This is a genomic window from Stygiolobus sp. CP859M (assembly GCF_037389975.1).
GTDB lineage: Archaea > Thermoproteota > Thermoprotei_A > Sulfolobales > Sulfolobaceae > Stygiolobus.
The window spans coordinates 171,422-190,277 of the sequence record NZ_JBBHKS010000007.1 but is presented as its reverse complement, the minus strand read 5'-3'; the positions used below and the strand labels follow the sequence as shown (position 1 = coordinate 190,277).

The 18,856-nt window shown below is 37.5% G+C and carries 21 protein-coding genes and 1 tRNA gene; 14 read left to right on the top strand and 8 right to left on the bottom strand.

Features of this window, described 5'->3' with window-relative positions; translation table 11 throughout:
* Nucleotides 1-13: 13 nt before the first annotated feature.
* Nucleotides 14-1,384 carry an aminomethyl-transferring glycine dehydrogenase subunit GcvPA gene (gcvPA, locus tag WIW72_RS02585; RefSeq protein WP_337701329.1) on the top strand — a complete coding sequence of 457 codons (1,371 nt, stop codon included), beginning with the start codon at nucleotides 14-16 and terminating at the stop codon, nucleotides 1,382-1,384.
* A complete protein-coding gene (gcvPB, locus tag WIW72_RS02580; protein ID WP_337701701.1) occupies nucleotides 1,368-2,882 on the top strand; it encodes an aminomethyl-transferring glycine dehydrogenase subunit GcvPB in 1,515 nt (504 codons plus the stop codon). Before gcvPA ends, gcvPB begins: the two co-directional genes overlap by 17 nt.
* Here gcvPB and WIW72_RS02575 read toward each other — a convergent pair.
* A complete protein-coding gene (locus tag WIW72_RS02575; protein ID WP_337701331.1) occupies nucleotides 2,874-3,299 on the bottom strand; it encodes a signal peptidase I in 426 nt (141 codons plus the stop codon). The genes gcvPB and WIW72_RS02575 overlap by 9 nt on opposite strands.
* Complete coding sequence (locus tag WIW72_RS02570; RefSeq protein ID WP_337701333.1) at nucleotides 3,280-3,609, bottom strand: chromatin protein Cren7; 330 nt, start codon at nucleotides 3,607-3,609, stop codon at nucleotides 3,280-3,282. The genes WIW72_RS02575 and WIW72_RS02570 overlap by 20 nt, the downstream gene beginning before the upstream one ends.
* Before the next feature lie 348 nt (nucleotides 3,610-3,957).
* Here WIW72_RS02570 and eno point away from each other — a divergent pair, with 348 nt between their 5' ends.
* Complete coding sequence (gene eno / locus WIW72_RS02565) at nucleotides 3,958-5,202, top strand: phosphopyruvate hydratase (RefSeq protein ID WP_337721222.1); 1,245 nt, start codon at nucleotides 3,958-3,960, stop codon at nucleotides 5,200-5,202.
* A 4-nt stretch (nucleotides 5,203-5,206) separates the two neighbouring features.
* On the opposite strand, the gene WIW72_RS02560 is transcribed toward eno, so the two are convergent.
* Nucleotides 5,207-5,455: a hypothetical protein gene (locus tag WIW72_RS02560; RefSeq protein ID WP_337701337.1), complete on the bottom strand. Its 249-nt coding sequence runs from the start codon at nucleotides 5,453-5,455 to the stop codon at nucleotides 5,207-5,209.
* Between the two features lie 169 nt (nucleotides 5,456-5,624).
* Here WIW72_RS02560 and cdvA point away from each other — a divergent pair, with 169 nt between their 5' ends.
* The 5 genes from cdvA (at nucleotide 5,625) to WIW72_RS02535 (ending at nucleotide 9,180) form a co-directional block, all read left to right on the top strand.
* A complete protein-coding gene (gene cdvA / locus WIW72_RS02555; RefSeq protein ID WP_337701339.1) occupies nucleotides 5,625-6,341 on the top strand; it encodes a cell division protein CdvA in 717 nt (238 codons plus the stop codon).
* Nucleotides 6,342-6,359: 18 nt separating this feature from the next.
* Complete coding sequence (gene cdvB / locus WIW72_RS02550) at nucleotides 6,360-7,139, top strand: cell division protein CdvB (protein WP_337701341.1); 780 nt, start codon at nucleotides 6,360-6,362, stop codon at nucleotides 7,137-7,139.
* 4 nt (nucleotides 7,140-7,143) lie between these two features.
* Complete coding sequence (gene cdvC / locus WIW72_RS02545; RefSeq protein WP_337701343.1) at nucleotides 7,144-8,265, top strand: cell division protein CdvC; 1,122 nt, start codon at nucleotides 7,144-7,146, stop codon at nucleotides 8,263-8,265.
* An 89-nt stretch (nucleotides 8,266-8,354) separates the two neighbouring features.
* Nucleotides 8,355-9,029 carry a ribose 5-phosphate isomerase A gene (gene rpiA, locus WIW72_RS02540; protein WP_337701345.1) on the top strand — a complete coding sequence of 225 codons (675 nt, stop codon included), beginning with the start codon at nucleotides 8,355-8,357 and terminating at the stop codon, nucleotides 9,027-9,029.
* Nucleotides 9,030-9,085: 56 nt separating this feature from the next.
* A tRNA-Leu gene (locus WIW72_RS02535) sits at nucleotides 9,086-9,180 on the top strand.
* A gap of 4 nt (nucleotides 9,181-9,184) precedes the next feature.
* Here WIW72_RS02535 and WIW72_RS13220 read toward each other — a convergent pair.
* Both WIW72_RS13220 and WIW72_RS02530 read right to left on the bottom strand, forming a co-directional pair.
* A complete protein-coding gene (locus WIW72_RS13220; RefSeq protein ID WP_443294780.1) occupies nucleotides 9,185-9,319 on the bottom strand; it encodes a DUF1953 domain-containing protein in 135 nt (44 codons plus the stop codon).
* A 173-nt stretch (nucleotides 9,320-9,492) separates the two neighbouring features.
* Nucleotides 9,493-10,338: a hypothetical protein gene (locus WIW72_RS02530; RefSeq protein WP_337701347.1), complete on the bottom strand. Its 846-nt coding sequence runs from the start codon at nucleotides 10,336-10,338 to the stop codon at nucleotides 9,493-9,495.
* A gap of 113 nt (nucleotides 10,339-10,451) precedes the next feature.
* On the opposite strand from WIW72_RS02530, the gene speD reads away from it, so the two are divergent.
* The 6 genes from speD to glyA all read left to right on the top strand — a co-directional run bounded on the left by speD (nucleotide 10,452) and on the right by glyA (nucleotide 16,110).
* Nucleotides 10,452-10,841: an adenosylmethionine decarboxylase gene (gene speD / locus WIW72_RS02525; protein ID WP_156006082.1), complete on the top strand. Its 390-nt coding sequence runs from the start codon at nucleotides 10,452-10,454 to the stop codon at nucleotides 10,839-10,841.
* A 160-nt stretch (nucleotides 10,842-11,001) separates the two neighbouring features.
* The gene (locus WIW72_RS02520) at nucleotides 11,002-12,048 is read left to right on the top strand and encodes a hydroxymethylglutaryl-CoA synthase (protein ID WP_337701349.1); all 1,047 of its coding nucleotides are present in this window, start codon (nucleotides 11,002-11,004) and stop codon (nucleotides 12,046-12,048) included.
* Nucleotides 12,048-13,145 (top strand): thiolase family protein, encoded by a 1,098-nt coding sequence (locus tag WIW72_RS02515; RefSeq protein ID WP_337701351.1) that lies wholly within the window; start codon nucleotides 12,048-12,050, stop codon nucleotides 13,143-13,145. The genes WIW72_RS02520 and WIW72_RS02515 overlap by 1 nt, the downstream gene beginning before the upstream one ends.
* A 5-nt stretch (nucleotides 13,146-13,150) precedes the next feature.
* Nucleotides 13,151-13,564 (top strand): Zn-ribbon domain-containing OB-fold protein, encoded by a 414-nt coding sequence (locus tag WIW72_RS02510; protein WP_337701353.1) that lies wholly within the window; start codon nucleotides 13,151-13,153, stop codon nucleotides 13,562-13,564.
* A complete protein-coding gene (gene hmgA / locus WIW72_RS02505) occupies nucleotides 13,548-14,783 on the top strand; it encodes a hydroxymethylglutaryl-CoA reductase (NADPH) (RefSeq protein ID WP_337701356.1) in 1,236 nt (411 codons plus the stop codon). Before WIW72_RS02510 ends, hmgA begins: the two co-directional genes overlap by 17 nt.
* 25 nt (nucleotides 14,784-14,808) lie before the next feature.
* Nucleotides 14,809-16,110, top strand: coding sequence for a serine hydroxymethyltransferase (glyA, locus tag WIW72_RS02500; RefSeq protein WP_337701358.1), 1,302 nt, complete (start codon nucleotides 14,809-14,811; stop codon nucleotides 16,108-16,110).
* A gap of 50 nt (nucleotides 16,111-16,160) precedes the next feature.
* On the opposite strand, the gene WIW72_RS02495 is transcribed toward glyA, so the two are convergent.
* From WIW72_RS02495 to WIW72_RS02485, 3 genes are read right to left on the bottom strand one after another with little or no spacing between them, the layout of a single operon-like run.
* The gene (locus WIW72_RS02495) at nucleotides 16,161-16,568 is read right to left on the bottom strand and encodes a universal stress protein (RefSeq protein ID WP_337701360.1); all 408 of its coding nucleotides are present in this window, start codon (nucleotides 16,566-16,568) and stop codon (nucleotides 16,161-16,163) included.
* On the bottom strand, nucleotides 16,565-17,599 hold the full coding sequence (locus WIW72_RS02490; protein ID WP_337701362.1) for a phosphorylating glyceraldehyde-3-phosphate dehydrogenase: 1,035 nt from the start codon (nucleotides 17,597-17,599) through the stop codon (nucleotides 16,565-16,567). The genes WIW72_RS02495 and WIW72_RS02490 overlap by 4 nt, the downstream gene beginning before the upstream one ends.
* Complete coding sequence (locus WIW72_RS02485; protein WP_337701364.1) at nucleotides 17,586-18,833, bottom strand: phosphoglycerate kinase; 1,248 nt, start codon at nucleotides 18,831-18,833, stop codon at nucleotides 17,586-17,588. Before WIW72_RS02485 ends, WIW72_RS02490 begins: the two co-directional genes overlap by 14 nt.
* Nucleotides 18,834-18,856 lie beyond the last annotated feature (23 nt).

The following is an 18,856-nucleotide window of genomic DNA, read 5'->3' as shown; positions in this document are numbered from 1 at the left end:
GTTTGATATTTATATGGACATGCATCCGTGGCTACCTAACCTAGCTCACATTAAGGAAATGCTTCAAGCAATAGGAGTACACGATATTTATGATCTCTTCTCCGATGTACCTAACGAGATCCTATTGAGGAGAGAGCTTGACTTACCTTATAAAGAACCATTATCGGAGTACGAAATTACGTTAAGGCTTAATGAATTAAAAAATAAAAACATGAAATTACTCATGCCCCCATTTATGGGTGGGGGTGTTTGCCCTCATTACGTTCCTGAGGCTGTAAAATTTATCATTAGTCGTTCAGAATTCTATACTTCTTATACTCCATATCAACCAGAGATAACTCAGGGTTTACTTCAGGCACTTTTCGAGTATCAGAGTCTGATTGCGGAACTATTAGAGATGGAAGTAGTTAATGCATCTCTATATGATTGGGGTTCTGCTTTAGCTGAAGCTGTGATGATGGCAAACAGAATCAACAAGAGATCTACAATATTAATCCCAGAAAACATGAACCCTTATCATAAGGAGGAATTAAAAACGTGGGTATACGGTAAGGAAATAAAAATTGTTGAGATCCCTTATAGCAAGAACTCTGGTCAATTAGAGTATGAAAAGGCAAAAGAGATAATATCGTCTTCTAAAGATATAACCGCAATATATATACAACAGCCTAACTATTACGGTATCTTTGAAGAGAATCTCGAAGAGATAGTAGAATATGCTAAAAGGAACAATATCATAACTATTATGGGTGTTAATCCCCTATCTCTCGGTCTTATAAAACCTCCGGGTGAATACGGGGTTGATATTGCTATCAGTGACGGGCAGGAACTAGGCTTGCCTTTAAATTACGGAGGTCCTTTAGTTGGAATTATGGCAGTTAGGTGGGACGGGCAACTTATCAGACAAATGCCTGGGAGAATAGTAGGTCTTACTAGGGACTCTGACGGGAACAGAGCTTTTACATTAATTTTACAAACTAGGGAGCAATTTGCTAGGAGGGAGAAAGCAACTTCGAATATTACTACTAATGAGGCTTTGATGGCGATCGCAAATGCAGTATATTTATCTTTACTAGGGAGGAAAGGGCTAAAGGAGTTAGCTGAGGAGATATATAGGAGGAGTCATTATGCTAAAGAACGGTTCGAAAGGATAGACGGTGTTATCTCGCCCTTTAAAGGGGACTTCTTTGAAGAGTTCTTGCTCAAATTTCCTATTGATTACTCCTTAATTCATTCTCGTTTGCTAGAGAAGAAAATTCACGGTGGTATCAAAATTGATAGAAATGAGGCATTGTTTTGTGTTACTGAGGTTCACACAAAGCAAATGATCGACACTTTAGTAAGTGAGGTGAAGGAGGTTATTGAAAATGTGGAGACAAGCTAAGTGGGACGAACCACTAATAACGGAATATAAGGGAAATAATAGTAGGATAGGAACTCTGGTTCCACACGAGAAGGAAATAGAAATCCAATTAAGAATACCTGAAAAACTTAAGAGAAGTAAAGAGCCTGAAATACCAGAGCTATCAGAACTAGAAGTAGTTAGGCACTTCGTAAGGCTCTCTCAAATGAGCTTCGGAGTGGATACTGGATTTATGCCTTTAGGCTCATGCACTATGAAATATAATCCTAAAGTGGAAGAAAAAACTTCAGAGCTAGTTTCTGAATATCACCCGTTACAAGATTTTGACACTGTTCAGGGAATTCTGGAAATGATTTACGAGATGCAAAATATGTTAGCTGAGATCACTGGTATGGATCAATGTAGTCTTCAAGTTCCAGCAGGTGCGGCTGGAGAATTAGCAGGTGTCTTAATGATAAAGAAATATCATGAAGATAAGAATAGAAGAAATCGTGATGAAATGTTAATAGCGGATTCTGCTCATGGTACTAATCCAGCAAGTGCAGCTATGGCAGGATATAAGGTAATCTACATAAGGACAAACAAGGATGGGCTAATAGATATAGACATATTAAAGGAAGTTACAAGCGAAAAGACAGCCGGGTTCATGCTCACTAATCCTAATACACTAGGACTTTTTGAGAGTGATATTCTAGAGGTATCTAAGATTCTTCATAGGGTTGATGCTAAACTCTATTATGATGGTGCAAACCTAAATGGGATACTGGGAATAGTCAGACCGGGAGACATGGGATTCGATGTTGTTCATCTCAATCTCCATAAGACCTTTGGAGTCCCTCATGGTGGAGGAGGGCCAGGTGCTGGAGCTATATGCGCCAAAGGTGAAATAGTAGACTATTTGCCCTATCCCTTAGTTCAGAAAAAGGATGGAAAGTTTACACTAAATTATGTTCCGCCTAAAAGTATTGGTAAGATAGCTACCTTTTATGGCAATATTGCTAATGTTGTAAGAGCGTATTCATACATTTTAGGTTTAGGTTCTGAAGGCATTTCTATGGTAGGAAAGTTGAGTAGTCTAGCTACTAACTACCTAATAAGTAAACTCAAGGGAGTAAGAGGTCTCTCATTACCTTATTCAGATAGACCCAGAAAACACGAGGTTGTATTCTCGGCGAAACAATTGTTTAACGAGACCGGGATTTCGGCTAATGATATCGCTAAAGCACTGATCGATAGGGGCTTTTACGCTCCTACAATTTATTTCCCGCCTAACGTAGAAGAGGCTTTAATGATAGAACCTACTGAAACCGAACCGAAAGAGGTTCTTGATAAATATGCAGATGCAATTAGGCAGATAGTTGAAGAGGCTTACAAGAATCCGCAATTACTGTTAAACTCTCCATCAAATACCTCTGTCGGTAGGATTGATCAAGTTACTGCAAATCACCCCTCTTCAGTGACTCCTACGTATAGGGTGTACAGACTGAGAAGTGAGGGAAAAATATCTATCTTAAAGTAATGAGAATAATATAGAAATATATCCGAGGTAAGGTATTGAAAATATTATTCCATGAATCTCTAACACTTTTCCTATAACGAATTGGTGAGGAACACCGTAAGGTTGTTCTAAACCTATTCTATTATCAGGAATGGGATTGGTTATTGGATCTACACCTTGTGTTATATAACTATTATATTGAGGGTTAATTTGAATAACTCTATGAATTACATAAGTTCCTAGAGTTGATTTATATATAATTATATTTCCTACACTAATGTTTTTTGGAGAAGCATAGAAAGTTAGGAAGCCATTTTGAAATTCCGGATACATTGAAACTCCTTCTACGCTAGCTGTCTGTACTACTCCTGAAAATACTCCTATATAGATCATTAAAATAAGTATTAAAAGTATGATGTCACTCTTCTTCATCTTCATCAAGGTCACTCAAATCAAGTTCTATTACTTCGGCTCTGTTTTCCTCCTCCTTCTCTTGCTCTTCTCCTATCTTCTTAACTCCTTTCTTACCCTCTACCTCTACGGAGCTCCCTCCAGCCTTTATTTTTGAAACTACTGCTTTCCATTTATGTCCACACTTAGGACATTCATAAGAGCCCATAACTGTTATGGTTATTCTTCCATATGCATCTGGTAGAGGAGATACTAGTTGCCAAGTCTTTGTCGGTTTATCAACTTTTGTTCCACAATTAGGGCATACGTCTGGCTCGCTCTGTTTTTTCCTAGGCATGAGTAATATGTAATACAAATAAACTATAAATTAATTGGCATAATATTGACGCCGTCAGAAGTAAAGGGGATATGAATTTGTATTTTTTATTCAAAGCTATTACATATCCTATAATATTGAAAAATATTAAGATTGGTAAAGTTATTATGGTTTGAAGGTAAAAATACGCTACCAAAAACGGTGCTGTGACCCAAGTGATATAAAATGCTTTTTCGTTACTTATCTTTCCCCTTAGGATTCGAGCGTAAACTGGCGTTAATACCCCGTATATGATCAAAGGTATTGAGCTGTAACAAATAGGTAACATATATTAATCTTCTCTATTTGAATATTAATCAAGGATTTAAAATGAGCGATTCGTTCAGAATAAGAAAGGTAAAGGGTTATCAAATTCTCGATTCTAGAAGTAACAGGACAGTTAGAGTAAGGGTTGAGACTTACGGCGGGATTTCTGACTTCGGAGACGCTCCTGCAGGCGCATCAAAGGGAACTAGGGAAGCTGTAGAACTTAGGGATAAGGATGGCGGAGTTACAGAAGCTGTTCGAATAATTAATTCAGTAATTAATGATTCACTCCATGGCTTTAGTGTTCTGGATCAGTTAGCAATAGACCAAGCTCTTATTAAGCTTGATGGAACTCCGAACAAGAGTAGAATTGGAGGGAACACTACAATAGCCACTTCTATAGCAGTTCTCAAAACTGCCTCTAAATTTCTAGGGCTAGAATATTTCAAATATATTGGAGGTCCTAGGGTTAGGTATGTTCCTATACCCTTACTTAATATATTAAATGGTGGGCTTCATGCGGGTAACATGCTTAAAATCCAAGAGTTCATTATCATACCCAAGGAGTTTGATACATTTTCAGAGGCTTTAATCGCCTCGACTTCAATCTATAAGAGGCTAAAAGAACTGATAACAGAGAGATATGGTAAACTCTACACCGCCTTAGGAGATGAAGGTGGAGTCGCTCCACCTCTCGAGAAGACTAGGGATGCTTTGGATCTCGTATATACGGCGGTAAAACACACTGGGTACGACGGTCAAGTTTATCTAGGTATGGACGCAGCGTCTTCAGACTTTTTCAAAGATGGTGTCTACGAGATAGACGGTAGGAAATACTCTCCGGACGAAATGATAGATTATTACGTTAGCTTAGCAAATGAGTATCCTATTCTATATTTAGAGGATCCATTCAATGAAAATGATTTCGAAAGGTTTTCTATTCTACAGTCAAAGCTTAAGAAGACTATAGTAACAGGTGATGATCTATATACTACTAATGTGGAGTATCTTAAAAAAGGAATTGAGAAGAAGTCGACCATTGGAACTATAGTTAAACCTAATCAAATTGGTACTTTAAGCGAAACTTTCGACTATGTAGAGCTGGCTAAAAAGAATTCCATAAAGGTTATAGTTAGCCATAGAAGTGGCGAGACTGAGGATTCCTTTATTGCCGACCTAGCAGTGGGAGTTCAAAGTGACTTTATCAAAACTGGTGCTCCTGCTAGAGGTGAAAGGACTAGTAAATATAATAGAATCATAGAAATAGAAAGGGATTATGGCTTAGAGTATTACGGGAAAAAGTTATAGTATTTTAGGGTATTAATATTCCTATAATTAATAGGAACGTGGCTATAACTAACATTAAGATAACGAAACCTCTAAACGGCATATTAGGCAAGGTTTTAAAAGCCTGTACTACTCCGTAAGCGATGCCTCCGAGAAGAAGGATTATTAGTATTGACAATCCTATGATAATGAACGCTGAAGCTAGAGGTGTTGTGTTTACATGTAAGAGCTGTGAAAATTGTCCCGTTATATTCTCCAGTGTTTGTAAGCTCATTGTAAATTATAATTTGCGTTAGGAATCCTTTTTTAAATAATCTATCATAATATTACCTAGCCGATGATGAGGGTTAAAAGCACTTATCCGTGATGAGCCTCTACCTGCTGAGGAGCCCAAATCCTTTTAAATAAATCATACTCAGCTGATAATTTTGAGGAGTAATACCATGCCGGTTTCAGTTGAAGTATTAACGAAGTTCATAGGACAAAAGATAAAGGACATTTACGGTAGAGATGTAGGGATTCTACTTCACGTTTATACTGAAATCGACGGAACAGTAACTGGCGTAGAGATTTCTAAAGGAGATGAGATAAAGAGTTACGCTCCTGACAGTCTGAAATTAGATGGGGATTCATTAGTATTAATTCCAGAGTGGAGGAGCGAGGCTTACAAGATTTTAGGATATATGGAAAAAATAAGAAGAAGACAGAAAGCGTTAGAGGAGTTATACTCTAAGAACGAGATCCCAAAGAGTATGTATGATGATATGAAGAGAAAGTTGGACGCCGAAATGTTAAAGGTCAGAGATGAACAAAGTAAACTCAAGGGGAAACTTAAGGATAGGCTAAACAAAATTGAGGACCAGTTATCTCAGATCGATAGGGCTACAATAGCACTTAAAATGAGTTATATCTCGGGAGAGTTACCAGAAACTGCGTATAAGAATTCGATAGAGATCCTTAGGCAATCTAAAGAGAGTTATACAGTGGAAAGGGATGATATAAGAAAAACGTTAGATAAGCTAGATGGGCTTGATAAAGAGAGTTTGGATTTAAAGCCTTCTCCCTCATTACCCACGCAGACTGAACAATCTACAAAGACGGAAAGTAATAAGAGTGAAGTGCCTTTGCCAATACCAGTAAGGGTAATAAATACTTTGTAACTAATCTAGTAACTTAGGATGTTTGATAAGTTATCATCAATTTTTAACAATGATAAGAAGCGAAAAGTACAATTAGGGAAGATGATTACGGAAATATCATTGAAGCTAAAGGAACAGCAAGACAGACTTGACGAGGCAATAAGGAGGTTAAAGGAGAGGGACAAGGAGCTCTTCGAAAAAGTAGTTAGAGCCCAAATTGAGGGTGATGTTGCTAGGGCTACTATCTATGCGCAAGAGATCTCTGACATTAGGAAAATGATCAAAATAATTTACACCGCTTATTTGGCAATAGAAAAGGTCAGACTAAAGCTCGATACTGTTCAGGAATTGCAAGGTGTATCCCTAGTCCTATTTCCAGTTATGAAAATATTAGGAGAGCTTAAGGATCAGATAAAGGGAGTAGCTCCTGAAGTGGCTTTAGCGTTAGACTCCATAACAAGCAGTGTTAACAGTATTGCTATAGAAACAGGTGCCATAAGTGAGAGATCTGTAGTTCCGGCAATGGTTGACGAACAAGCTAAGCAGATATTAGATGAGGCTCAAAAGATGGCAGAAGTAAAAGTTAGAGAAATCTTGCCAGAATTACCTCATCCTCCGACAGAATTACCTAAACCTAGAGCTCAGGCAATACAAATAAAGCGCCAATTAACAGAAGATATACTCTTGGATTACATTAGAAGTACGGGAGGATTCCTTGATCTAGAATATATTTCAAAGAACTATGGGGTAGATAAGGTAGAAGTTCTCAATCTATTAAAGAGATTGGAACAGAAGGGTCTGATAGCATTGGAGGGATGAGTAGATGTCGGCTCAGTCAATGTTAGAAGAAATGGCAAGAAAATATGCTGTTGCAGCTGTAAAAGCTGATAAGGAAGGAAATGTAGAGGAGGCTATAAATAACTATAAAAAAGCTATAGAAGTTTTATCTCAATTGATAGCGTTGTATCATGATTCTAATGCTGTTAAAGTCTACGAACAGATGATTAATGAGTATAAAAAAAGAATAGAGGTACTAAAAGAAGTAGTTCCTGCTAATGGGGAAGAACAAGCTAAGACAACATCTGTTAGTATAGAGGATCTCATAGTAAAGGAAAAACCTAAGGTCTCTTTTAATGACATAGTAGGACTTGATGATGTGAAGGAGGCGTTAAAAGAGTCTATAGTATATCCAACAAAAAGACCTGACTTATTCCCTCTCGGATGGCCTAGAGGCATTCTTTTATACGGTCCTCCAGGTTGTGGCAAAACTATGATAGCAGCAGCAGTGGCTAGTGAAATTGACTCATATTTTATTCAGGTCGACGCTGCTTCGATTATGTCTAAGTGGCTAGGTGAAGCAGAGAAGAACGTAGCTAAAATATTCAACAACGCGAGGGAACTCTCTAAAAAGGAGAATAAACCGGTTATAATATTTATTGACGAGATAGATGCGTTACTTGGTGTGTATAATAGCGAAAACGGCGGAGAGGTAAGAGTTAGAAACCAATTTTTAAAAGAAATGGACGGATTACAAGATAAGTCTGAGACGTTCAAAGTTTACGTTATAGGTGCAACGAATAAGCCATGGAGATTAGATGAACCATTCCTAAGGAGATTCCAGAAGAGAATCTACGTCAGACTTCCCGATTTTAATCAAAGGCTGGCGTTATTAAAGTACTACACATCTAAGATCAATTTGGACAGTAGTGTTAATTTGAATCAACTCGCAGAACTAACTGAAGGGTATACAGCGAGCGATATTAAGGATATTGTTCAAGCTGCTCAGATTAAGGTAGTAAAGGAGATGTTTGAAAAGAACTTATCGGAACCTAGACCAGTAGCAACTAACGACTTCATGGAAGTTCTAAAGGTTAGAAAACCCAGTGTAAATGAAGAAATGGTTAAAGCTTACGAAGTGTGGCACGAAAAGTTCAAGGCCTTGTAATTTAAAATTATTTTTTAACTATTTACAATTAAGTTAACCTCTTCTTATTCAACGGTAAAACCTATAACTTAATTGGAGATTATGCTTCTATGGATGCTAAAAGAGCTGTAGCCGAGTTCGTAGCCCCTTTACTAGCCGATTACAAATTGATCGGAATGGGTACTGGTAGAACAGTAAAGAGGCTAATTGAAGTTATGGAAGAGAAAAACATGATAAAGGGTAAAGTTTTTGTATCAAGTTCTATCGACACGGAAATAGACTTATCTAAAAGGGGAGGTGTTGTCTTATCATTGAGTTCAGGCATGAAACCAGAGATTTATGTGGATAGTTTCGATTTCGTAACTAAGGACAAAGTTATGATCAAAGGAGGAGGTGCAGCATTACTTAGAGAGAAATTATTATACTATTTTTCTCAAAGGTCAGTATTCATTGGAGAGTATAGTAAACTTTCAAGCTCAAATCAGTTACCCGTCCCAGTAGAAGTCACTCAAGCTGCCATATCTTACGTTTTGTCGGAGCTTACTTCGCTGGGATACAAAGCGAGGATTAGGGAAACTAACGGAAAAATCGGAGGAGTAATCAGTGATAATGGTAATATAATCATAGATGTTGATGTAAATACAAGCGAATTATGTGCTTTTGAAAAGAAAGTAAAGGAGATACCTGGTGTAGTAGAGAGTGGTGTTTTTTGCGGTAAAAAGGGTGTTAAAGATTATGAGGTGATTTTAGGGAACGAAGAGGGTCGTATCGAGATTTTAAGTTAAGCTATAATTCAATAGGTGAAAAACTTAAAATTAATGAGGAATATGTAGATAGGTAGGCGGGGGTGCCCGAGCTGGTCAAAGGGGGCGGACTCAAGGCCCTAGGGATATCCGCTGGCGTAGGCCTGCGTGGGTTCGAAGCCCACCCCCCGCATACCTTAATTTTGCTTTACTAAGACTCGTAGTAGGTCTTTGACGTTTACTGAATCTCTAAAGTATTCACCGGTTAGAACATCTGTATATTCTCCATCTATTTTTACATTTTGTTCAATCAAGCTTTGTAACGTTTTCACTATAACATATATTCCATACCTTCTCTTACGTTATCTACGGCTCCCCTGAAATATCCCAAATCATCTTTTTCAAGCTCATATTTTCCCATGCTGGAAATGCTAATCTCAAGTTTTTTCTATATAAGGAACGTAGATTGAAAACGTTAACTTATTAACGTCAAGATTTGCCCCTATCATATTGAAATAATTTCGCCGAAATAGTATATTAATTGTTGTCCGTTTAAGAACATTGTTATATTATATGTCGTATCGTAATTTTGTACAGATATTATGTTTGACGGTGGGAGGTTACCGTATATCACTACTTGCTGTCCTTGAGAAATAGTTATACTTGAAGTATCGACTAAACTTCCGTTTACATAGAGCTTAGCCGTGTAAGAACCACTTGAGAGTTTTATGTACTGAGTATTAAGAACGAAGGCGATTGAGTAAATTATACTTCCATTGGGATAAGCGGTTAGTGATATCGGAGCTGACTGTACGTAATAAGGATAGGCATGTGAGTTTGTGAAAATGATCGAAGCGTTAGTGTAGAATGTAAGATACTTTGAGGACACAACGGCTCTTATAGGGTAGAAATGTGCAATAGTGTTTAATTGATATATTTGTTGATTTAAAGTTATGTTGTTCTGTGGTTTCAATTGCCAATTGTAATTACCAGACCCCTCGATATAAACATTATAGACTTGTTGTACAGCTGGAATTGATATATTAACTAATAACTTCTTAGAGCTGAAAGGAGCAACGCTAATACTTGTATCGTTGATATAGTTCTTTGTGTGGGCGAATATACCAGATTGCGTTCCCGCGGAAATTGCCACTATTACATTAGCTGACATTGGTAGAGGACCTTTATTTGAACTAACGACACAGATTGAATAAACTTGGTAACCAGATTGGGTTATTGATTCCTTAACTATATACGCATAAACGTGGAAATTATTAGCTTCTACGTAAAATACTGCACCTAGGCTTATAAATAATATGAGTATGATGCCAAGCAGGTAAATTCGTTTCATTGCGGTTAATACTATAGGGTGATATATTAGTTTATTTCGAAGACTAGATAGACCAGTTTACTTTATTATCCCCCATATAGAAGATAATGAGACGGAGGGCCCTAGGAAAAAAGATGGAACAACAAACCTATTTCCAAACCTCCTCTGAAGATAAAATAATAGGTAAGCACGTTTTTGGCAATCTATACGATCTCGATGAAGAACTTCTTACGGATAAAGACCTGCTAGAAAAGATAGTTCTTGAAGCAGTGAATATAGCTAAAATGAATTTAGTAGAAATTAAAGCGTGGAAATTCGGAGGCAAGAAAGGCGGAGTTTCAGTCATAGCTCTAGTAGAGGAAAGTCATATAGCACTTCATACATGGAATGAATACAAATATGCTACATTGGATGTGTACACTTGTGGTGAACAGAGTGATCCGCAAGCTGCTTTTAATTACATTGTGGCACAATTAAAGCCTAGACGCTACCAGATGTTTTATGCTGACAGATCATCAGCGTGAGCTGAGCCGGTCATAAAGTCCCCGTGTTTTTTACTCATCACCAATAATTTTCAATTAAATCCAAGTCATACCCTATATATTACTTTTTCGACATTTGTCGATTAGGTTATAGTCATTTGTCGAAAATCTTATAATTAAAGCTCTTACATTCCATTTATCAATGAAAAGTGGAATAATAGGATGGGGTAGTTATATTCCTAGATATAGAATTAGGTCTGAGGAAATAGCTGAGCTATGGGGCATTGAAAAGGAGGTTGTAAAAAGCCTCGGATTGTCAGAAAAGGCTGTTCCTTCAGCAGATGAGGATTCTACTACAATGGCATGGGAAGCCTCTAGAAATGCCTTAGCTAGAGCTAGAATTGATCCCTCAGAGATTAACCTTGTATTGTTCGGCTCTGAATCTAAAGTTTATGCCGTTAAGCCTACTGCTACTATTTTATTAGATTCATTAGGTATCTCTCATAAGACTCTAAGTGCCGATTTAGAATTTGCTTGCAGAGCAGCTTCAGCCGGTTTAAGACTTGCTTCTAGTATGGTTGAAGCGGGTAAGATTAAGTACGGCTTAGTAATTGGTAGTGATACTGCACAATCAAATCCTGGCGACGTTCTAGAACTTAGTTCAGCCTCGGCTGCAGTAGCCTATGTAGTTGGAAGAGACAACGAATCCGCAGCAGTTATCGAAGCTTCTACCTCCTTCTCTACCGATACTCCGGATTTCTGGAGGAGAGATGGTATGCCGTATCCACTTCATGGCGAAGGATTTACCGGTGAACCTGCTTACTTTTATCATATAATGTCTGCGGTGAAGAACCTTCTCGATGAGAATGGGTACAAAATTTCTGACTTTGATTACTTTGTATTTCACCAGCCTAATGGTAAGTTTCCTATACAAGTTGCAAAGAAATTGAATGTTCCGTTAGAAAAAGTAAAGGCCGGATTAGTATCTCCATATATTGGTAATCCCTATAACGCTTCTGCTTTGTTAGGTCTGGCAAAAGTGCTTGATATTGCGAAACCTGGTGAAAGAATATTAACAGCTCCCTTTGGAAGCGGTGCAGGAAGTGATGCCTTCAGCATATTAGTAACGGATAAAATCTCTGAGAGGCAAAAGCTAGCCCCGAGTGTAGAATATTATATGAATAGGAAAAAGGTTATTCCTTATTCGTTATATGCAAAAACGACCAATAAGTTCAAGGTGTATGAATAATGGTCTCAATAGTAGGTAGTGGTCTCATAAAAATTGATAGGTACTATGAATTTTCTGAAACGGATCTAGTCATTGAAGCTTACAAGAATTTAATATTAAAAGTAAAGGAAATGCCTTCATCAATTGATGCTTTAATTTTAGCCAGCACGTATAGTGATACCTTATCTAAGAATCTTATGTTAGCCTTTAAACTTTCCAACAAGTTAGGCATTAAAACCTCTATATCGTTTAGAGTTGAAAATGGGGATAACGGTGGTTCGGCAGTATTAGCAGCATATTCGTTAATCAAATCTGGTATTGCTAATAGTGTTCTGCTAATAGGTGTGGATAAGTTTTCGGATTTTCCGTCAAAGTACGTTAATGATGTCATCTCTTATAATTTGGGTAATGAATACCAATATCAAGTAGGATTAACTCCTCATGCACATGCTGCCTTACTAATGAAGAGGTATATGAAAAAGTTCAGTAAAGACTATGATTACTTTACAAAATGGCCTTTAAAGATGCACGAAAACGCTGTGGAGAACCCTTATGCGTATCTTAGATTTAAAGTAGATAAAAAGGTAATAATGGATTCGCAGATAGTTGCTGAACCCTTGCGTTTGTTTGATGTAGCTGCAAGGGCTGATGGTGCTTCAGTAGTTCTGATAACATCTGATGAATTGTCAAGGAAATTCACTGATACAACTGTAAAGATAGAAAACATCGTGAGCAGTAATTTACCTTTAGATCTTGCTAGTGTGAGAATAAACTCTGTGAGAGATGTTGCAAAGAAGCTCACGGCTAAAATGAGTAGTAATGATATTTACGAGATCCACGATTCTTATAGTATCTTAGCTACGTTAGAGCTAGAGTCCTTAGGTCTTGCTAAGGACGGTAACGGATTGGACAATCTAGATAATGTAAACGTAAATCTAGGTGGTGGTCTTAAAGCAAGAGGCTATCCGGGCTCGGCTGCTGCGATATATCAGTTAGCTGAGTTATATTTACATTTAATTGGAGAACATCCAAGAGGTAAAATAGATGCAGAAAGAGGATTTTTATTGTCTACAGACGATCTTGGTAATTCTTCTCATCTAGTTGCTCTGATGAGGTGAAATATATGAAAATAAGTCCATCTCAAAGTTGGAGACTAAAAAATACGTTATACTCTCTAACTCTAGGAATATGCAAGAAATGTGGGAACGTGTTCTATCCGTATCAAAGTATATGTGGAAATTGTGGCTCTGTAGACGTAGAAAAGGTTAAGGCTAAGGGGACAGGTACTTTACTCGAATACACAGTCCTTTATCAAACAAGGGAGGGGTTCGAAAAGCAAGTCCCTATAATAGTAGGTCTCATTAGGTTAGATGAGGGTTTAGATATAGTTGCCCCCTTGACAGACGTAGAAGCCAATGAATTAAAAGAGGGTGTTAGAGTTGAGGCTGTGTTAAGAAGGCTGAGGTCTGATTCCACTAATGGCTTAATACAGTACGGGATAAAATTTAGAGTGATAGATAATGCAGGAAACAATTAATAATATTGTTGAGAAAGTAATAAAGGGCGAGATCCAACTTCATGAAATAGATAATTTTTTAGAAGCAAATGCTGCGATGGTAGCTAGAAGACTAGCTATAGAAAGATTAACTAACTCAAACTTACCTTCGATAGGTTCTACAATTTTAGATTATGCTGAAATTAAGAATAGAAATGCAGAGAATGTAATAGGAGCTGTTCAAGTACCTATGGGTGTTATAGGTCCTTTAAGAGTTAATGGTGATTATGCTAGGGGAGAATTCTATGTACCTTTAGCTACAACAGAGGGAGCCTTGATAGCCAGCGTTAACCGTGGTGTAAAGGCCGTAACCTTAAGTGGAGGTACAAGAGTTAAGATAATTTTTGACGGAATGACAAGGGCTCCGGTTTTCAAATTGGATAGTATAATTGATGTTGTAGATTTTATAGATTGGGTAAAGAAACATTATGAAGATTTGAAACATATAGCAGAGTCTACAACTTCTCATGGAAAATTAATTTCCGTAGAGCCTTACGTTTTAGGTAATAATGTGTGGTTGAGGTTTATTTATGATACTGGTGACGCGATGGGTATGAATATGGCTACTATTGCTACAGAGAAAGTGTGTGAATATATTGAGGAGAACTTTGGAAGGGCTAGGTGTTTAGCAGTTAGCGGTAACATGTGTAGTGATAAGAAGCAATCAATAGTAAATAGTCTTCACGGTAGAGGGAAAACCGTAGTAGCTGAGGCTTTAATCCCTAACGATATTATCACAAAGGTTTTGAAATCAGATAAGAACTTAATTCATGAGGTCAATTTGAGAAAGAATTGGGCTGGTGGAGCTAGGGCAGGAACGTTCTTTCAATATAACGCTCACTTTGCAAATATAATTGCGGCCATTTTCTTGGCAACTGGTCAAGATATGGCTCAAGTAGTTGAAAGTAGCAGCGGTTACACGTGGACTGAAGTCAGAGAAAACGGAATTTACATATCTGTAACTCTAACTTCTCTTGAAGTAGGGACCGTAGGAGGAGGTACTAGATTACCTACACAGAGAGAAGCACTTTCTATAATGGGCGTTTACGGTAGTGGTAACCCGCCTGGTAGCAATGCTAAAAAATTCGCTGAAATAATAGCTTCTACAGTGTTGGCTGGTGAGCTTAACTTGTTATCAGCACTAGCCAATAAAGAATTGGGGAAGGCGCATCTTAAGCTAGGTAGGGCTGCGAAAGTTTAAAATTTTTATAACCTATTTTTACCTAATGCCTCAAGTTCCCGAAGAACTTCAAAAAATCATAGAAATAACCAGAGAACAGAATAGGTGGCGAAGACTAGAAACGTTAAACTTAATTCCATCAGAAAACGTGATGAGCCCTTTAGCTGAAACGGTTTATATGAGCGATTTTATGTCAAGATATGCTGAAGGTAAGCCATATAAGAGGTTCTACCAAGGTACTAAATACGTAGATGAAATAGAAACTCTAGCTATGAAATTAATGAATGAAATAACTAATTCTGTTCACTGTGATTTAAGGCCAATAAGCGGTACCTTAGCTAATGCGGAAGTATTCAAGGTCTTGGCTAACCCTGGAGATAAAGCTCTTATAGCTCCAGTTCAGGCTGGTGCGCATGTAAGTCATACTAGATTTGGTACACTAGGCGCTCTAGGCATAGAGCAAATAGAACTACCTTACGATCCTGAGAATATGAATGTAGATGTTGATAAGGCAATTAAAATGATCGAGCAAGTTAAACCTAAATTTGTAGTGTTGGGTGGTAGCTTATACTTATTCCCACATCCTTCTAAAGAACTGGCACCTCATGTTCATGCTGTAAATTCCAGGCTTATTTACGATGCTGCTCACGTTTACGGTTTAATCACTGGAAAAGCATGGCATAATCCGCTATTAGAAGGAGCAGACATCATGACTTCATCGACACATAAGACTTTTCCAGGTCCCCAAGGTGGCGCAATATTTATCAATGACGATGAGCTATACAAAAAAGTAAGTGATACGATATTTCCATGGTTTGTAAGTAATCATCATTTGCATAGACTACCTAGTGTAGCGGTTACCGCACTTGAAATGAAATACTTCGGAGAGGATTATGCAAAGCAAATTGTGAGAAATGCTAAAGCGTTTGCTGAGGCATTGGCAGCTGAAGGATTTAAGGTTGTTGGAGAGCATTTAGGGTATACGAAAAGTCATCAAGTTGCGATAGACGTAAGGAATCTGGGAGGAGGAGCTAAGGTTGCAAAAATGTTTGAAGATGCAAACATAATTACTAACAAAAACTTATTGCCTTACGACCCACCTAGTGCTGTAAAGGATCCAAGTGGTATTAGGCTAGGAGTACAAGAAATGACTAGATACGGTGTTAAGGAAGAAGATATGGCTGAAATTGCCAAGTTTATGAGAGAGGTAGCAATAGACAAAAAGGATGTCTCAGAAGTAAAGAAAAAGGTGATAGAGTTCAGAAAGAGATTCCTTACCGTTAAGTACACATTTGATTTAGATTTAGGACAATTCTCAAATGGTAAAGCTATTCCTCTGTTAATCTAATTTTTTTCCTTTCTTTATTTCTTTTTTTTAAAAAATTATTTAAACTAATTTTATCTAACTAGAATAACTGTAGTGGTAGCGTTAAGGGCTACGGACATAGCTACAGAACCTATATTTAACTCGCTGTTTATTGATAACCCTCTAGCTCCCATGATTACCGCGTCGTACGTGTTTTCACTTAAATACTTTAATATTTCGTTTGCTGTGCTACTTTCTTTACTTGAATATTTAAGAATCTTTAATTCATACTCTGCCCTGTCATTAACTCTTCTCTTAATTTTCTCACTAATTTCTGTCTCATTACAAGTGTCACAAGCATGAATAACTGTTATCTGTGAACCGTATCTCATAGCAAAATCTAATGCTAATTCTAATGCCCTAAAGCTATTTTCTGATCCGTCTACTAATACAGCTATTTTTCTTAACCAAAAACTTACAGTGTATGTTGGTTCTGTCATATTAGATAACCTTTCATTAACCCTAATGTATCGTTAGTTATTTTAATTGACTCGTTCTTATTAGCAAGATTCATCGCAGCTCTAATAGCGTCAATATTTTCAGGCACTACTATTGATTCTTGATGAACTCCGTACATTAGGAACAGTTCATTATTTTGAGAGTATACTGAGTCCTCAAATACTACGACCTCGGGTATGTCGTTTCTGTATCTGCCTATATCCCTAGATACTTCTATGATTTCAGCAGTAGAACCTATACCAGTTCTAGAGGAATTTATGAGAACTATTCTTTCAGTATCCTTTAATGCAGAAATCACGTCTTCTCTTCTAACGGGTTCCTTCATTGTTATGTTCATCAGGTGCATATGCATTAGTGTTGTAGGAGCTACTACTGCCATAGATATTATGTCTATCCCCTTCATCACGGTTAAAACATCTTTTGCATGGTGGCTTGGAACTGAGGCTGGATCTGGTACTATTGAGTTAATTGGACCTTTCTTTACCTCTTTTGGGTCAGATGCCCTTCTTACCACAGTTACTCTTACTTTTTCTATTTTACTTACCTTACTGTTAATAGTGCATAAAGTTCTTAATATTCCGGTTGTGTTACAAGATACAACTCTAATGTAGTTCTTGTTAACAGCCTCGTTATAGTTACATAAGGCTGAAAAAGAGACTTCTGCAACATCCGCTTTTTCTCCTCCTTGGAATATAGCTTTCTTCCCGAACTTCTGGTACAATGGTTTGTAACTTGCTCCAATTCCATTAGGAGTTGTATCTACTATTATGTCGGCTTCATTAATCATGTCTTCAATGTATCCACTAACCTGTATCCCTGCTTTCTCAAATTTGGCTGCATTTTCTTTTGGTACATAAAGCTTGTAACCTTTCTTCACGGCGGTAAATGCTTCATAGTTAGGTGAGGTTTTCGCTACTCCCACTAGTTCCATATCTGGTTGTAATTTTATTGCATCTGCTACTCTTTTTCCAATTGTTCCGTAACCATTAACAGCTACTTTAACTCTTGCCACCTTTAGACACCCATGAGAGGTGAAGTGCTTCTAATGCCGGTAATTTGTCTCCAGCTAGAAATAAAAGTAATGCTCCTCCACCAGTGGATATATGAACTTTATTCTCATTAATTTCTATTCCTTTTTCCACCATGCTTATCATATGACCTCCCCCTATTATTACAAAACCGGGGCTTTCAAATGCTGACTTCAGAAGGCTTTTAGTTCCGTTCCTAAATCTCTCATCCTCTATGATTCCCATTGGTCCCCTCATGGTGATTACTTTTGCCTCCTTAATAAAGGATGAATAAATTTCTATAGTAGTTGAGCCTATATCTTTAATAGTTCCGTTTATGTTATTAGCAGGTTCCTCAGAGGTCTCGCCATTTTGTTTCTCTGTGACGAAGTCAACAGGTATTTCTATTGGGGCTCCGCTGAGAAGCAGTTTTCTAGCCCTTGGAATTAGGCTCAACAATCCTTTACTTTCTAGCACTTGCATGTTAGCTTTTCCAAGGTTTATTCCTTTAGCTGCAGCGAATAATTCAGCTACCAACCCACCTGTTAGAATTCTATCAGCAACTCTGTTCTTTGCTAAATGTTCAATTATTTTTAGTGTGTCACTGACTTTTCCTCCTCCTAGGACGAATATTTTTGGTGAGTCTTCAGGGTTAAATATCTTAGCTAATGCTGAAACTTCTTTTTCCATTACTTTGCCCGCAGCTGATGGCAAAACTATTGGGAATCCTACTAGACTTGGTTGGCTTCTGTGAGCTGCAGCAAATGCGTCATTTACATAAATATCAAATAGAGGTGATAATTTTCTAACCAAGAATGTTTTGGCATGTTGTGCAGGAGGAGCTTCGATTAGTTCCTCAGAGACTAATCTTACATTTTCTAGTAAATAAATCTGTCCTTTTTCTATCTTCTTGACCTTCTCTATCGCATACGGTCCTATGATGTCTTCTATGAACTCAACGTTAGTACCAATATATTTAGATAGTAATTCCGCGTGTTGTTGTAGTGATATAAAGTCATCGTCACCGGGCCTACCTTGATGGGATAATATAACTATCGCGTTATCTCTTTCTAGTAAATTTTTCACAGTATAAGCATGAGCTTTTATACGCGAGTCGTCTAATAACTTACCAGTTTTTTTATCTACTGGTGAGTTTATATCAATTCGCAATAGAATTTTCTTGTTAAATGCATTTACATCATCTAGTGTGGGTATGCTTAGATCCGATACTTTAATCATAAATCTCGATTAATATTGACACT

Coding starts and splice junctions, on each gene's coding strand:
- gcvPA (WP_337701329.1), top strand. CDS start 14: ATGGACATGCATCCGTGGCTACCTAACCTAGCTCACATTAAGGAAATG.
- gcvPB (WP_337701701.1), top strand. CDS start 1,368: ATGTGGAGACAAGCTAAGTGGGACGAACCACTAATAACGGAATATAAG.
- WIW72_RS02575 (WP_337701331.1), bottom strand. CDS start 3,299: ATGAAGATGAAGAAGAGTGACATCATACTTTTAATACTTATTTTAATG.
- WIW72_RS02570 (WP_337701333.1), bottom strand. CDS start 3,609: ATGCCTAGGAAAAAACAGAGCGAGCCAGACGTATGCCCTAATTGTGGA.
- eno (WP_337721222.1), top strand. CDS start 3,958: ATGAGCGATTCGTTCAGAATAAGAAAGGTAAAGGGTTATCAAATTCTC.
- WIW72_RS02560 (WP_337701337.1), bottom strand. CDS start 5,455: ATGAGCTTACAAACACTGGAGAATATAACGGGACAATTTTCACAGCTC.
- cdvA (WP_337701339.1), top strand. CDS start 5,625: ATGCCGGTTTCAGTTGAAGTATTAACGAAGTTCATAGGACAAAAGATA.
- cdvB (WP_337701341.1), top strand. CDS start 6,360: ATGTTTGATAAGTTATCATCAATTTTTAACAATGATAAGAAGCGAAAA.
- cdvC (WP_337701343.1), top strand. CDS start 7,144: ATGTCGGCTCAGTCAATGTTAGAAGAAATGGCAAGAAAATATGCTGTT.
- rpiA (WP_337701345.1), top strand. CDS start 8,355: ATGGATGCTAAAAGAGCTGTAGCCGAGTTCGTAGCCCCTTTACTAGCC.
- WIW72_RS02530 (WP_337701347.1), bottom strand. CDS start 10,338: ATGAAACGAATTTACCTGCTTGGCATCATACTCATATTATTTATAAGC.
- speD (WP_156006082.1), top strand. CDS start 10,452: ATGGAACAACAAACCTATTTCCAAACCTCCTCTGAAGATAAAATAATA.
- WIW72_RS02520 (WP_337701349.1), top strand. CDS start 11,002: ATGAAAAGTGGAATAATAGGATGGGGTAGTTATATTCCTAGATATAGA.
- WIW72_RS02515 (WP_337701351.1), top strand. CDS start 12,048: ATGGTCTCAATAGTAGGTAGTGGTCTCATAAAAATTGATAGGTACTAT.
- WIW72_RS02510 (WP_337701353.1), top strand. CDS start 13,151: ATGAAAATAAGTCCATCTCAAAGTTGGAGACTAAAAAATACGTTATAC.
- hmgA (WP_337701356.1), top strand. CDS start 13,548: ATGCAGGAAACAATTAATAATATTGTTGAGAAAGTAATAAAGGGCGAG.
- glyA (WP_337701358.1), top strand. CDS start 14,809: ATGCCTCAAGTTCCCGAAGAACTTCAAAAAATCATAGAAATAACCAGA.
- WIW72_RS02495 (WP_337701360.1), bottom strand. CDS start 16,568: ATGACAGAACCAACATACACTGTAAGTTTTTGGTTAAGAAAAATAGCT.
- WIW72_RS02485 (WP_337701364.1), bottom strand. CDS start 18,833: ATGATTAAAGTATCGGATCTAAGCATACCCACACTAGATGATGTAAAT.